Source organism: Flavobacterium sedimenticola (assembly GCF_030053345.1).
In the GTDB taxonomy this organism is placed as follows: Bacteria; Bacteroidota; Bacteroidia; order Flavobacteriales; family Flavobacteriaceae; genus Flavobacterium; species Flavobacterium sedimenticola.
Window position 1 is genome coordinate 382382 of the sequence record NZ_JASGBP010000001.1, and the last position, 14264, is coordinate 396645.

The window sequence follows — 14264 nt, forward strand, 5'->3', positions numbered from 1 at the left end:
GATAAAAAGGGGAAGCTACAAGTTGAATGTTTTTCAATTTGTAGCTTTTTAATTTTAACCTAACATGCCGAAACGCCTCTTCGATTTACTAAAAAAACAAAAACAACTCCACAACTTTGTGACCTACGGAGTCGGGCAGTTTTTCAATTTGGTTACGCCATTGCTGGTGGTGCCTTACATTGTTTCGGTCTGCACCGAGGAAGGCTACGGTAAAATAGGCGTAGGGTTGGCCATCTCGTTTTTCCTGATGGTTTTTATCGATTACGGTTCCGACATTTTGGGGGTTAAAGAAGTAGCTGTTAACAGAAACAATCCCGAAAAACTCGAAACCCTTTTTACCACGATATACACCGCCAAATTATTTCTCTTATTGATAGTATTAGCAGTAACTTGTTTGCTTATCTTTTTTGTGCCTTATTTTAACCAAGAAAAACGATTGTTTTTTTTCGGACTTCCGGTTTTGGTAGGACAGTTTATCAATCCTACATGGTTTTTACAAGGAATGGAAAATTTTAAATGGATTACCTTTTCCAACATTCTCTCTAAAGTAGTCTATGTCGCGGGGATTTTTTGGTGTATTCAACAGCCATCCGATTATGTTTATAACAATTTGTTTTGGGGTATCGGTATGATTTTGGCCAATAGTATAGCTTTTATTTACCTGTGGAAACAGTATGGTTTTTCATTTAAAAAGACGCAAAAAAGCCATATTACGTCCTATTTGAAGTCTAACTTTTCCATGTTTGGCTCTCAAATTTTTGTGTCACTTCAAATGTATTTCCCTATCGTTTTAGTGAGTTATTTCGGCAACAATACCATGGCGGGACAGTATAAAATTATCGATCAGATTATTGTAATTTTCAGAACCTACATTTTGTTGTTTTTCAACTTTATTTTTCCAAGGGTTTGTTATTTGTTAGAAACGTCAAAAGCAGAAGCCTTACAATTTTGGCGGAAAGCAAACGGCTTAAACTTTGGTTTCACGCTCTTATTATTACTTTTGATTTCGGGATATTCTTTCGAAATTGTCGATTACTTTAACCCGCTAAATGTAGCACACATTAGTAATCTTCTTCAAATTGCTTTACTGATACCGCTGCTTCAGAGTATAGGACAACCGTTAAAACAATTGGTACTCGGCTGGAACAAGCAAAAGATGTATACCCATACCACCATGTTTGTAACCGTAATTACGCTACTTTTAATTGTATTGTTAACACCAAGGTTAAATGTTTTAGGGGTTTTAACCGCCTTAATCATTTCGGAAATTCTGGTTATTTCGGTCTTTATGTATGCCGTTAAAAATAAATTATTTAATAGTACAAGTTAAAAAACAATCGTATTTTTGGACATTCCAGTGAAAAATCTCTCTAATGCTAAAAGCACTGTTTCAAAAATTATTGATAAGGTCGGGAAAAAATTATCAGATTGATGCCAGAATTCCCAATGCCCTTTTTTATCATATTTTATTCAAAAGAGGATGCATGCTTTTAAGAGGGTTTTTCAAAACCGGAAGAAAAGTTTTTGTAGGCAGTAATACGACTATTCTGAATCCACGCAATATCCGTTTCGGAAAAAATGTAACCATCGAAAAAAACACGATAATTGATGGCTTCGCATCTGAGAGAATCGTGTTGGGCGATTGCGTTAAAATCGGCGCTTTTTCTACTTTAACAACCACCAGCCATTTTTCTAAATACGGGAAAGGACTAAAAATGGGTCATCATTCGGCCATTGGCGATTACACCCATTTTGGTGCTGCCGGAGGTATTAAGATTGGGAATGACGTGATCATGGGTTCTTACATCTCGTTTCATTCCGAAAATCATAATTTCAGCGATACCACTAAGCTTATTCGTGAGCAAGGGGTTAGTTCCAAAGGCATTGTTTTAGGAAATAATATTTGGGTCGGCGCGAAGGTAACTTTTTTGGACGGTTGTGTAGTGGGAAACAATTCGGTTGTGGCGGCAGGAGCTGTGGTCAACGGCGTATTCCCCGATAATGTTGTGATTGGCGGTGTGCCGGCTAAAGTGTTAAAAACAATAGGATAATGGCTTTAGTGATTAAAAAAACACTGTTGTACCAGTTGCTCTTTGCTAGTTGTGTGGCCGTGCCGTACATCAACAATTACGAGTTAACTTTTGCGGTTTGGTCTTTAACAACACTACTTACGCTTCAAAGTAAATATTCTTGGGGTATTACTAAGCAATTACTTTGCTACGGTGCCATATTGCTGATTGCGGCTGTGGTGCTGTTGTTTAAAGAGTATGAAAGATATTACATCATCAGAGATTTCACGTATATCGCAAAGCCCATACTGGGATTACTTATTGGTTATCAGCTCTGTAAACGAATCCCTCATTTGGCCATACAAACGGTAGCTCATACGGCTTTTTTCTTGGCCTTAATTCACTTTTTTTTAGTGTTTAGAGGATTTGTATTCTTCAAAGCAAGCAGTATTAATGACTTGAGATACTACGCCGGATATTTTAGTGATTACGAAATTTATGCGTTAATTATATTGATTTTTCATCAAAAGTTCGAACTCCACTTTACCAAAAAAAGAGTGAGAATCTACATTATCGCTGTGGCATTGTCCTCTTTTTTATACTTGTCTCGTACCAATTTCATACAGTTCTTTATCCTCTTTTTTGCTTTAAAAGGGTATTTCGTACTCAACAGAAGGCTGATTATCGTGGTGGCCTCTATTGTTATTGTCAGCAGTATCGGATACTCTGCTATTCTGTATATCAATCCCAAAAGAAACGGCCCGGGCTTGGAAGCCTTTTTGTATAAAATAAAAGTAGCACCTATTGAACCGTTCAAAACCAAAATCAACCGGGGTGATTGGAAAGATTTTAACGACAATTATCGTTCCCATGAAAACATTATAACGGCACGGCAAGTGACTCGTGAAGGCAAGTACTCTGTGCTATTCGGACAAGGTTTGGGCTCCAAAGTAGACTTGAAGCAAAAAATATGGTTGAGCGACATGTTCTTGCGATACATTTCCATTCTCCATAACGGGTTTATGACGGTCTTTTTAAAATCGGGATTACTGGGCGTAGCCTTTTTATTGGCGTCTATATTTTTTCTTTTTAAAAATCCGAAATCCGAAATTCCGATGGTTAAACAAATCAATTATTTGATGGTTGGCTCCGGACTTTTCATGTTTGTTTCGTGTTGGGTTTTTATGGGCTTTTATTTCACGGCCGATACGAAGTCGATTTTTTTAGGCTTTATAATCTGTTTCCGTGAAATCCTAATCAAACAGCACCAAAATTCGACACCGCATGATTAATATTCTATTTATCCATCAATCGGCCGAATTATACGGTTCAGACAGAACCTTGCTGCTGCTGCTAACCAAACTTGACAAATCCCGTTTCCATCCGGTCGTGGTTTTGCCCGAAACCGGCCCGTTACAAGCGGAACTCGAAAAGCAAAATATTAAAGTGGTGATTGCGCCTGTACTCAAGCTCTATCGCAAAATGTTTACCATTAAAAACATAGCGCTTTTTTTGAAACAGGTAAGAAGTGCTTTAAAAACACTTAAAGAATTAGATAAAACCTATCATTTCGATATCATTTATTCGAATACGTTAGCCGTGTTATTGGGAATGATCTACGCCAAAAAATCAGGCAAGAAACACCTTTGGCATGTTCACGAGATTATTGTCCATCCGAGATTAATTGCCCAAACTTTTCCGAAACTTTTAAAAAAGTATGCCAATACTGTCGTGTGTAATTCTAACGCGACCAGGCAAAATTTGGTAGCCAGAATACCGGACTTGGCCGGTAAAACAGTGGTCATTCATAACGGGTTATCGCCACGTAAAAAGGAGTTTATAAAAGTCGACAAATCACAACTGGGATTCAGAGAAAGGGATATTATTATCACCCTAATCGGCAGAATCAGCCGTTTAAAAGGGCACAAGTTATTACTTGAAATGTATATTAACCATCTTGCAAACAAGGAGAATATCAAATTGCTCTTTATTGGTTCGCCGGTTCCCGGTCAAGAGTATTATTTGGAAGAGATTGAGCAACTCATTCACACGCACCATTTAGGAGATGATGTTAAGATTTTACCGTTTACCAAAGAACTGGACGCATTCTTTGAAGTGTCGGACATTATTGTGGTGCCGTCTACAGAAGCCGAATCCTTTGGGTTAGTGGCTTTAGAAGCCATGTTATCTCATAAACCGGTGATTGGCTCTAATCATGGCGGTTTAACCGAAATCATTGCAGACAATGAAACCGGATTTTTGGTGACTCCTAATGATTCCAAGGCACTTGCCAAAGCCATTCAAAAATTAACAGAGAATGAGAAATTACGGATGGAGTTTGGTGAAAAAGGGTATCAAAGAGCGGTAAGCGAGTTCTCAGAGGAACGCTATTTGAATCAGTTTGAAACATTGTTCGAAAGGATGCGATAAGACTTTTCAAGAACGATTCTTTTTTCTAAACTGTTTTATTTCCTTATTTTTGGCACTGAAAAAGAAAAAACTTCATGAAAATAGCCATACTTGGAACCCGTGGTGTGCCGAATTATTACGGAGGCTTTGAACAATTTGCCGAATTTTTTTCGGTGTATCTGGTACAAAAAGGGCACGAAGTATATTGCTATAATTCACATGATCATCCGTTTCAGGAGAAATCGTTTCACGGAGTACACATTTTGCATCAATACGATCCTGAGTACAAATTGGGCACTTTCGGTCAGTTTATTTACGACTACAATTGTATCAGAGACGCTCGCAAAAGAAATTTTGATATCATTTTACAATTGGGTTACACCAGCAATTCCATTTGGTATTTTTTATTGCCCAAAAAATCAATCATCATTACCAACATGGATGGGTTGGAGTGGAAAAGAACCAAGTATTCAAAGCCGGTTCAACAATTTTTAAAATTTGCTGAAAGATTAGCGGCCAACAGTAGTGATTTTTTAGTTTCAGATTCTTTGGGAATTAAGAAGTTCTTGCTCGAAAAATATAAAAAAGAATCAACCTACATTGCCTACGGCGCTTATCCTTTTGATAGCCCGAACGAATCCATTTTGCAAGAGTATCAAGTCGAAAGGGAAAAGTTCAATATGATTATGGCGCGTTTTGAACCCGAAAATAATTTGGATATGGTCTTAGAAGGCGTGGCCATGAATGAGGACAAAACCCCTATTTTAGTGATTGGCAAACACCACACAAAATATGGCGAGTATCTGAAAAATAAGTTTAAAAATTACAGTCATATTCGCTTTATCGGTGGACTTTACAACTTAGAACACCTCAATAATTTGAGGTATTATTCCAATCTGTATTTTCACGGTCATTCTGTAGGCGGCACCAATCCGTCTCTTTTGGAGGCTATGGCTTCCAAGGCATTGGTTATTGCTCACAACAACGACTTCAATAGAGGAATTTTAAAAGATAACGGGTACTATTTTTCCAACCCCGAAGAAGTAAAAAATATTCTGAATACTATCAAAAAAAATGATAACTTGCATTTGGTTCAAAATAACTTTGATGCCATTGTCAATGACTTTAACTGGGAAAAAATAAATGGTGAATATTTACAACTCTTCGAAGAATGCTATTCAAAGTCTGATAAAAGAAAATAAAACCAACACTTCTTTTATTCCCACCATTTTACTTTTAGTTACGATTCCGTTGAGTTATGCGATTAACAATATCGCTTTAGGGTTGTTTGTGTTGTTTGCCATTTTGGGTGTTAAGAAAACGAATATCAAGGTTCGTTTCCCGATACTTCTGCCTATTCTGTTGTATGTTTTAATGGCGGTTTCTTATTTTTGGTCTATTGATCAACCCGCCACTTTATCGGCGCTTTCCAAAGAAGTTTCGTTACTGCTCATTCCTTTGGCGTTTATTGTTTTTAAAGATTTTACCCCTGTTCAAAAGCAAAAAATAATACAGTACTACAGTTATGCCATGGTTTGTTTTGCCATTTATTTTTTGGTCAGAGCAGTCATTAGGTATTTTATCAGCGGAGATTCGAGAGTATTTTTTTATCACGGGGAAGATTACATAGACTTTGGTTTGGTGCCTAAACTTTTAAATGCCATTCACGTTTCTGTTTTTACAGGAGTGGCGTTTTTTTATTTTTTGACCAAATCGGTTAAGACTAAAGTTGATGTTTTCCTTAGCCTCCTTTTGTTTGGGTTTATGGTATTGTTGTCTTCCAAAAACATCTTGCTTTCGGTTGTTTTTTTAATCCTGATTTATGTGATTTTCTTCACCAAAACGAGCTACAAGATGCGGTTGAGAAACTTACTCATTATGATAACTTTGGTTGGAGTTGTTTTTTCTTTCGGAAAAATCAAAAACAGATTGCAACATGAGTTTCAAACAAACTCCGATAAAAGCATCAGCGCTAACGTACTAGAAGGAGTGCCGGCCGGAGTTCACTATGTCAGTATAGCAGAGGCGTGGTCTAATCCCAAGTTTACCCCTAATGACTATTTCACCGGAACCGCATTCAGAGTATATCAATTCCGAGTTTTTTGCGAATTGGTAAACGAGGAAGAGGTGTTTTGGAACGGATTCGGACTCAATGCGTCTTATCCTAAAATTGAAGAAAAAGCCAAATTTTATAATTTATTTTTAGGCAGCAACGAAAACGAAGGCTATCAAAACAAAAATTTCCATAACCAATATGTTCAAAATTTCGCGGAATTAGGCGTTTTTGGCTTTTTGTTATTGTTATTATTATTGGTTGGGAACGTTAAAAATGCATTACAATCTAAAGATTTTGTCCATTTTGCTTTCTCATTTCTGATGATAAGTTTATTTTTGACGGAATCATTTTTATGGAGACAACGCGGCGTGGTGTTTTTTACGCTATTGTATTGTCTTTTTAATTCCGGAACCTTAACAAAAGGTTCCCAACCTGACTAATTGCTTATGAAAAGAATATTAATTACCGGAGCTGCCGGTTTTTTAGGCTCCCATCTATGTGACCGATTTATTGCCGAAGGATATTATGTAATCGGGATGGATAATTTGATTACGGGAGATTTAAAAAATATTGAGCACCTGTTTAAAGACAAAAATTTTGAGTTTTACCACCACGATGTAACCAAGTTTGTCCACGTTCCGGGAAAGATAGATTATATTCTTCATTTCGCCTCACCGGCCAGTCCTATCGATTATTTAAAGATTCCGATTCAAACCCTTAAAGTGGGGTCCTTAGGAACACACAATTTATTGGGCTTGGCTCGTGTTAAAAAAGCCCGCATTCTTATTGCTTCGACTTCAGAAGTTTACGGTGATCCTTTAGTGCATCCGCAAACCGAAGAGTACTATGGCAATGTGAATACCATCGGCCCTCGAGGGGTTTATGACGAAGCCAAGCGTTTTCAGGAGTCCATCACGATGGCCTATCACACATTTCACGGGGTAGAAACTAGAATCGTTAGAATTTTTAACACCTACGGACCCCGAATGCGTCTGAATGATGGCCGTGTAATTCCTGCGTTTATTGGTCAAGCGCTCCGAGGCGAAGACTTAACCATCTTTGGTGACGGTAGTCAAACCCGTTCTTTCTGTTATGTTACCGATCAAGTTGAGGGTATTTTCAGATTGCTTCACTCCGATTATGTTTACCCGGTTAATATTGGGAATCCGGATGAAATTACCATCAAGGATTTTGCCGAAGAAATTATAAAATTAACCGGAACGACTCAAAAAGTAGTCTATCATCCGTTACCGGTAAACGACCCGCTTCAAAGACAACCCGACATTACCAAAGCGAAAGAAATTTTAGGATGGACTCCTAAAGTGGACAGGGAAGAAGGGATGAAGCTAACGTACGACTATTTCAAATCGCTATCAACAGAAGAGCTTCTTAAAGAAGAACATAAAGATTTTAAAGGATACATCCATTAATACGCATGGTTGCACAGCAAACAGGAAGATATTCTAAATATATAAGGCCGATAAGCGCCCTTTTTGATTTGATAGTCATCACGTCGTTGAGCTTGTTCTTTTTCAAGGAATTAAAGCTCAATCTCGTTTATTATTTGCTGTACCAAACATCCACTTGGTTTATTATTGCCCTGATTGTAAAGTATTATGAAGTTTTCCGTTTTACCACTCCCGTAGAGATTATTACCAAATTGGTGAAGCAGTTCAGTCTATTTTTGTTGGTTGTAATTGCATTTTTTCCATTTGCCAAAACGGCTATTTTCAGCGGTAAAGCCATTGCGATTTTTATGGCAGTAAGCTTCGTGGTGATTTTAAGTTTCAAGTACTTTTTGTTCTTTTACCTAAAAAAGTACCGCTTGGTTACCGGAAGTAATTTCAGAAATGCGGTTATCATAGGTTACACACCTGAAGCCATACGATTAAAAGAAGTTTTTGAAAAGCGCAAAGACTATGGTTATCGTTTCTTTGGTTATTTTTCAGATAAAAAACAAAACCCCGAAGTAATCGGTAAAATAGAAGACTTAAAAGCGTTTGTTCTTCAAAAAAAGATAGATGAAATCTATTGTTCATTGAATGAAATTTCGAACGAAAAACTTAAAGATTTAGTCGAATTTGCCGACGATAACCGAAAAGCAATTAAGTTTATTCCAGACACTAAAGAGATTTTCTCTAAGAATTTAAAAATAGATTACTACGAGCTTTTCCCGGTACTTTCACTACAGAAAACACAATTGCATAACCCCTTTATTAAAGGAGTAAAGCGTGCTTTTGATATTGTTTTTTCTTTGTTTGTGATTGTTTTTCTGTTGTCATGGCTCATTCCGATTATAGCCGTGTTGATTAAACTGGAATCTAAGGGTCCGGTTTTCTTCAGGCAAGGAAGACCCGGTTTAAATGAAGAAGAGTTTTTTTGTTATAAATTCCGTTCCATGCAGGTTAACGGATTTACCGAAAAAGAAGCATCCAAAAACGATCCTCGTGTGACCAAAATGGGTCGATTTATGCGAAAGACCAGTATGGACGAGTTGCCACAATTTTTTAATGTTCTGATAGGCGACATGTCGGTGGTAGGTCCAAGACCGCATTTATGGTCTCAAAATAAAGCCTATGCCAGTAGAATTAAGAAATACATGGTACGCCATTATGTAAAACCCGGTATTACCGGTTTGGCCCAGGTTAAAGGCTACCGTGGGGAAATTGAAACCGAAGAAGATATGATCAATCGAATCAAACTCGACGTGTTTTACATTGAAAATTGGTCGATGATTATGGACTTGAAGATTATTTTCCAAACGGTCATCAATATCTTTAAAGGAGAAGATAAGGCTTATTAAAAAACACCCTGTTTGATAAGCGATTGCATTTGAAAATCCAAATCAAACGCTTTTTGACTTTCGGAAAAGATAGTATTTTTCATTTGAGCTAAATCCGCCTTTTTTAAAGCCGCAATTTCTTGAAGCTTTTCATTTAAATCAGTAAAGTTACCTACAGCAGCGACCCAACCCAAACGGTGATTGTGAACCAAGGTTTCGCCTTCACCGCCGCCGAAGTATAAAATAGGGAATCCCAACGAACCGTATTCAAATATTTTAGAAGGAACAGATCCGTATATTCTGGTTTTTAGCGGAACAAGGGCAACATCAAATGTCTTCAATCGCTCGTGTAATATTTTCCGTTCTAACATACCTTGGAAAAATAGTTTGGGTTCTTTTTGAGCCGCAATGAGTGCTTCAATTTGTTGTTTCTCGGCACCGTCACCAAATAAGTGCAACTCAATGTTTCCAAGGTTCTTAAAATCGATTTTTTCACACAAATCATAAACCCCCTGGGCAATACCCAATAAACCGGCATAAAATAGTTTTATGGGTTGCTGCTCTTCGGTTTTTAATTCGAGCCTTTCCATATTATGATTGGGAAAGTTTCGATATAAAAAACACGGTTTATCCGGAATAACGCCTTTGACGTGGCTAATAATTTCATTGGACTGACCCAACACTGAGGACGCCTTTTTATAAATAAATCGCTCCATAAAAAGAGATACTTTATGGGATATAGAGTCTTTTTTTAGGGCCTGTAATTCGATGGCAGCTAAAGGCCACAGATCGGATACGTTAAGAATAATTTTTTTCTTTTTAAACGATAAAACAAAAACCGAAATAAAAGAAAGTAATAATGGTGGTGATTGCACCACTACTTTTTGGGGTGTTTTTCGAAACAATAAATAAAGAAATAAACTCGAGGAAAATGAAAGAACAGAGAGTAGACGAATCAGAATGTTTTTGCTTACACTGGGATAAATCCAAAGGCGTTTTACAGTGATGTTATCTCTGTTTTCGGTAACCGAAAATTTACCTTTATACTCTGCAAATAATGCTCCTTTAGGATAATTTCCCAAAGGACATATCACAGAAACGCGGTAGTTGTTTTGATGGAGTTTTATAGCCAACTGCTCAATTCTGTTCGCCGCGGCACCTTTTTCCGGCGGGTAATAGTTGGATATGATGAGAATTTCTTCCATTATTTTTGCAACAGAATATCAATGATTCTCTCTGAAGCTTTGCCGTCCCAAAGTTCCGGTATTCCGGCTTTTTTAGGACCGTTAATCAAAAACCGCTCAAAGATTTTCTTTAAGTTTTCAATCGAGGTGCCCACCAAAGTATTGGTTCCAATCGTTTCTGTTTCGGGTCTTTCGGTGTTGTTTCTCATGGTAAAACAAGGGATGCCCAACACGGTGGTTTCTTCCGAAATTCCGCCCGAATCGGTAATCACCGCAAAACAGTTTTTAATTAAAAACATAAAGTGCAGATACCCTTGCGGTGCTACCAAGAATATGTTTTTTAAATCCAATTTCTTTTCACCCAAAATGGCTTTAGTGCGCGGATGAATTGGGAAAATAATCTTTCGATTGCCCGCCATTTCATCGATGCCGCGAAGCAATTCGATTAGTGAATTTTCTTCGTCAACATTGGCAGGGCGGTGCAACGTAAGCACCATGTAATGGTCTTTTTCCAAGTTGAAATCCTCCCAAAAATCGGGTGCTGAAATCCGGTCTAAATTTTGGTATAAAGTGTCAATCATGACATTCCCAACAAAGTGAATATTGCGGGCATCTGCACCGTATTTGATGAGATTGTCATTGGCTGTAACGGAAGTGGTAAAAAAATAGTCGGTGATGCTATCGGTAACAATTCTGTTAATTTCCTCGGGCATGGTCATGTCCCCGGAACGGATACCGGCTTCTACATGCGTCACTTTTATGTGGAGCTTTTTGGCAGTTATGGCACAGGCCATAGTCGAGTTGACATCGCCTACGACCAAAACCAAATCACACGGGTTTTGCAGCAACTCTTTTTCAAAAGCCACCATAATAGCCGCGGTTTGCTCGGCTTGTGAGCCGCTTTTAACCTCTAGGTTGACATCGGGTTTTGGGATATTCAGTTCAGTGAAAAAAGTGTCGCTGAGGTTTTTATCGTAATGTTGACCGGTATGGACTAACCGATACGAAAGCGTAGGAACAATCTTTCGCTTGTTCTCTATTGCTCTAATAATAGGCGCAATTTTAATAAAATTGGGTCTGGCTCCGGCCACTATTGTGATTTTCATAATTTATTGTACTAAAGAAACAAATTGTTTCAATTTACCGCTTTTACTCCGGTCCAACTTTTCTTTTCGGGTAAACAAAAAGCGGAGTCCCGGCTCTAAATAAGTTGTAATGGCTTTCTCTATAGCTTTAATTTGACTTTCTGACAACTCCATTTGGCTTACATATTCAATGTCAAATGTATCGATTTTGGTTTGCTTAATCACAAACTCTTTTACATTTCCGTCATCTTCAATAATGCTTTTGGTTACGTAATAAAAAGTCAGACCCGGTGCTTTTTTTCCGCTCGGCAATACGGCAATATCATTTGTTCTTCCGATTAATTTTTTGAGTATCGGCTTTTTAACGGTGCTTTTTTCGTCTAAAATACCGATATCGCCGATGTCATAACGAATGAACGGATGGGCTTTGTTGTATAACGACGTGATTACCACTCGGCCTTCCTCGCCATAGGGGAGAATGTTGTTTTGGTCGTCTACTATTTCAACCCATAAAGTTTCAGAATTCACCTGCCATTCTCCTTGTGGGTTTTGAAAAGCGATTAAATCGAGTTCTGAAGCACCGTATTCGTTAATTACGGGGATACCGAATTGTTTTTCGAGTAGTTTTTTGTCATCTTCAAAAAGCATTTCGGAGGTGACTACACAACATTGTAAGGTAGGACAAACGGTTTTCAAAATAATATTTTTTTGCTGTAAAAATTTCGCAAACAGGACAATAGAACTGGTATAGCCGTTGATATAGTCGAATTTTTTATGGCTGAATTTTAAAAGTACCTTTTCCAGCACTTCATCTGATAAGTCAAAAATAGGGAAGCGATAACGATGGCTCAAAAAATCTTTCAACCGCTCTTTGGTATATCCTATAAAGTCTAACGGAATACCGTAAAAACGCGCTTGAAGCGAGACATTAAAATCGATATGGTACCAGCGGAATCGATTAAAAATATTGACCCAGGTCAAGGCGTGACAAAATTTATCTTTAGCAAAAATAAAAGGATCTCCGCTCGAACCGGAGGTTTTGTTGACGTATACCTTCTGTAAGGAATATCCTTTTGAAAGACGTTCCGATAAAGGTTTTTGAAAATCTTTTTTGGTCATGATTGGGATTTCAGACCAAGTATAGGTTTCTTTCGGATGAAATAGTTCTTGGTAGGAAGTATTATTTTCCAGATGGAAATTAACGATTTCCAGTTTCTTTTGTTCGACATATTTTTCAAAATCAGCATCATTCTTATTTTGAATGGAGTCATATAACCGCTGTGCTTTTTGCAGCGGGAAACCTTTACAACGAAGTGATAAATTGAAAATATGCAACATAAAAAAAGGGCTAACCAATGTCAGCCCTTAAAAATACTATTTTATTAGTATTAATTTTTGATAATTTTAATAGTTTCCGATTTGCTTCCCGAATTAACTTCAAAGAAGTAAACACCGGCAGCATAACTTGAAACATCCACAGTGTTTTCAATACCAGTTAATTCCTTAGCCATCATTACTTTACCACTTAAATCCGTTACTCTTAAGTTGTACGAATCTAAACCTTCTGTAGCAATCGTTACGAAATTGTTAGCCGGGTTAGGATATACTTTAAAAGAGGTAGCGTTAAAACTATCATTAGCTAAAGTTCCGTTTAATTTGAAAATACCATCAGTAAACGGATCGGTATTGAAACCAGCACACCATCCTGTTGTTCCGTTAAAGAAAGCGGAAACGCCTCTTTGAGCACCAGAGTCAATACTTGTCCATGAAGTTCCGTTGTTGCTGCTGTAAGCAGAACCTGTTCCACCGGTTGTAGTACCGGCTCCTGTAGCAACGATAGTAGTAGTGCCCGGAATGTATGACAACAATCTGTAAGTTCCCGTAAATGGCGTTCCGGCCGACCATGTAGTACCGCCATTTGTAGTCGTATAAAAAGTATAAGTAGTACCGGCGATTTTCAATAAGGCACCGTTGTTGAGGTCGCTAAAAATCAATCGACCACTTTGAGCCGTTCCTCCAAAATCAGTTAACGGCGCTTGAGCTACTGACCAGGTTAGTCCCATATCAGAAGATTTCAAAATTCTGCCTTTATTGGTTACCAACCAAACGGTGGAACCAATTGCACTGTTTCCTCCGTTGTACCCGTATTCTCCGCTCAAAGGATTAGGGATATTGGCACCCGGAACTAATGTCCAATTGTCACCCCCGTCGTTAGTAGTGTAAATTTCGAACTCCCCATTAATAGGGTCACCGGCAGCCATTCCGTTATTTGCGTCAAAAAAGTGAACGTAATTTACAAATGAACTTGCATTGGTAAAACCGCCTATATTTTGTTGATCCCAGTTGGCGCCTCCGTCAGAGGTTTTAAAGATTACACTTCCGGTTCCGTCCGTTCCATTTACGGCAGAAACCCATGCAGTAGTGGCGCTTATTGGAGAAATATTATTAATGCCTAAAGCAGGATCTCCTACATTAATGGTTCCCGGTGTCCAAGTGGCACCACCATCCGTAGTCAGTGTAAATTCTTGTATTGTTGCACCTGCGCCCGAACCGTCATACGCCAATCCCCAAACGGTGTTGGCATCAACGATGTTAATTTCTTCAATACCCCTGGATGCAATGTTAAATCCGGTAGCTTGGGAAGTCCAACTTTGGGCGTTTGCAGCAAATCCTAAAGATAAAAAGGAAATAGAAAGTAAAAGTTTTTTCATTTGTGTGTAGTGTTTTAAAAAATTGGAA

General features: G+C 38.0%; 12 protein-coding genes. 8 read left to right on the top strand and 4 right to left on the bottom strand.

Going from position 1 to position 14264, the window contains the following annotated elements; all coding sequences use genetic code 11:
- Positions 1 to 64: 64 nt before the first annotated feature.
- From QHT84_RS01650 to QHT84_RS01685, 8 genes are all read left to right on the top strand, one after another.
- Positions 65 to 1330 (top strand): oligosaccharide flippase family protein, encoded by a 1266-nt coding sequence (locus QHT84_RS01650; RefSeq protein ID WP_283237797.1) that lies wholly within the window; start codon positions 65 to 67, stop codon positions 1328 to 1330.
- Between the two features lie 43 nt (positions 1331 to 1373).
- On the top strand, positions 1374 to 2051 hold the full coding sequence (locus QHT84_RS01655) for a hypothetical protein (protein ID WP_283237798.1): 678 nt from the start codon (positions 1374 to 1376) through the stop codon (positions 2049 to 2051).
- Complete coding sequence (locus QHT84_RS01660) at positions 2051 to 3301, top strand: hypothetical protein (RefSeq protein ID WP_283237799.1); 1251 nt, start codon at positions 2051 to 2053, stop codon at positions 3299 to 3301. The genes QHT84_RS01655 and QHT84_RS01660 overlap by 1 nt, the downstream gene beginning before the upstream one ends.
- Positions 3294 to 4439 (top strand): glycosyltransferase family 4 protein, encoded by a 1146-nt coding sequence (locus QHT84_RS01665; protein WP_283237800.1) that lies wholly within the window; start codon positions 3294 to 3296, stop codon positions 4437 to 4439. The genes QHT84_RS01660 and QHT84_RS01665 overlap by 8 nt, the downstream gene beginning before the upstream one ends.
- A 74-nt stretch (positions 4440 to 4513) precedes the next feature.
- Positions 4514 to 5620, top strand: coding sequence for a DUF1972 domain-containing protein (locus QHT84_RS01670; protein WP_283237801.1), 1107 nt, complete (start codon positions 4514 to 4516; stop codon positions 5618 to 5620).
- On the top strand, positions 5562 to 6914 hold the full coding sequence (locus QHT84_RS01675) for an O-antigen ligase family protein (RefSeq protein ID WP_283237802.1): 1353 nt from the start codon (positions 5562 to 5564) through the stop codon (positions 6912 to 6914). The genes QHT84_RS01670 and QHT84_RS01675 overlap by 59 nt, the downstream gene beginning before the upstream one ends.
- A 6-nt stretch (positions 6915 to 6920) precedes the next feature.
- The gene (locus QHT84_RS01680) at positions 6921 to 7904 is read left to right on the top strand and encodes a UDP-glucuronic acid decarboxylase family protein (protein WP_283237803.1); all 984 of its coding nucleotides are present in this window, start codon (positions 6921 to 6923) and stop codon (positions 7902 to 7904) included.
- A gap of 5 nt (positions 7905 to 7909) precedes the next feature.
- On the top strand, positions 7910 to 9277 hold the full coding sequence (locus QHT84_RS01685; protein ID WP_283237804.1) for an undecaprenyl-phosphate glucose phosphotransferase: 1368 nt from the start codon (positions 7910 to 7912) through the stop codon (positions 9275 to 9277).
- Here the strand turns inward: QHT84_RS01685 and QHT84_RS01690 are convergent.
- From QHT84_RS01690 to QHT84_RS01705, 4 genes are read right to left on the bottom strand one after another with little or no spacing between them, the layout of a single operon-like run.
- Positions 9274 to 10461, bottom strand: coding sequence for a glycosyltransferase family 4 protein (locus QHT84_RS01690; RefSeq protein WP_283237805.1), 1188 nt, complete (start codon positions 10459 to 10461; stop codon positions 9274 to 9276). The genes QHT84_RS01685 and QHT84_RS01690 overlap by 4 nt on opposite strands.
- Positions 10461 to 11546, bottom strand: a complete 1086-nt coding sequence (wecB, locus tag QHT84_RS01695) for a non-hydrolyzing UDP-N-acetylglucosamine 2-epimerase (RefSeq protein WP_283237806.1) — start codon at positions 11544 to 11546, stop codon at positions 10461 to 10463. Before wecB ends, QHT84_RS01690 begins: the two co-directional genes overlap by 1 nt.
- Positions 11547 to 11549: 3 nt before the next feature.
- On the bottom strand, positions 11550 to 12863 hold the full coding sequence (locus tag QHT84_RS01700; RefSeq protein ID WP_283237807.1) for a phenylacetate--CoA ligase family protein: 1314 nt from the start codon (positions 12861 to 12863) through the stop codon (positions 11550 to 11552).
- 50 nt (positions 12864 to 12913) lie between these two features.
- Positions 12914 to 14236, bottom strand: coding sequence for a T9SS type A sorting domain-containing protein (locus QHT84_RS01705; protein WP_283237808.1), 1323 nt, complete (start codon positions 14234 to 14236; stop codon positions 12914 to 12916).
- Positions 14237 to 14264: the final 28 nt, after the last annotated feature.

What these genes read in the sequence shown, in the direction of transcription:
- QHT84_RS01705 (WP_283237808.1), bottom strand. Translation starts at nt 14,236, where the DNA reads ATGAAAAAACTTTTACTTTCTATTTCCTTTTTATCTTTAGGATTTGCT.
- QHT84_RS01675 (WP_283237802.1), top strand. Translation starts at nt 5,562, where the DNA reads ATGGTGAATATTTACAACTCTTCGAAGAATGCTATTCAAAGTCTGATA.
- QHT84_RS01700 (WP_283237807.1), bottom strand. Translation starts at nt 12,863, where the DNA reads ATGTTGCATATTTTCAATTTATCACTTCGTTGTAAAGGTTTCCCGCTG.
- QHT84_RS01670 (WP_283237801.1), top strand. Translation starts at nt 4,514, where the DNA reads ATGAAAATAGCCATACTTGGAACCCGTGGTGTGCCGAATTATTACGGA.
- QHT84_RS01660 (WP_283237799.1), top strand. Translation starts at nt 2,051, where the DNA reads ATGGCTTTAGTGATTAAAAAAACACTGTTGTACCAGTTGCTCTTTGCT.
- wecB (WP_283237806.1), bottom strand. Translation starts at nt 11,546, where the DNA reads ATGAAAATCACAATAGTGGCCGGAGCCAGACCCAATTTTATTAAAATT.
- QHT84_RS01690 (WP_283237805.1), bottom strand. Translation starts at nt 10,461, where the DNA reads ATGGAAGAAATTCTCATCATATCCAACTATTACCCGCCGGAAAAAGGT.
- QHT84_RS01665 (WP_283237800.1), top strand. Translation starts at nt 3,294, where the DNA reads ATGATTAATATTCTATTTATCCATCAATCGGCCGAATTATACGGTTCA.
- QHT84_RS01685 (WP_283237804.1), top strand. Translation starts at nt 7,910, where the DNA reads ATGGTTGCACAGCAAACAGGAAGATATTCTAAATATATAAGGCCGATA.
- QHT84_RS01650 (WP_283237797.1), top strand. Translation starts at nt 65, where the DNA reads ATGCCGAAACGCCTCTTCGATTTACTAAAAAAACAAAAACAACTCCAC.
- QHT84_RS01680 (WP_283237803.1), top strand. Translation starts at nt 6,921, where the DNA reads ATGAAAAGAATATTAATTACCGGAGCTGCCGGTTTTTTAGGCTCCCAT.
- QHT84_RS01655 (WP_283237798.1), top strand. Translation starts at nt 1,374, where the DNA reads ATGCTAAAAGCACTGTTTCAAAAATTATTGATAAGGTCGGGAAAAAAT.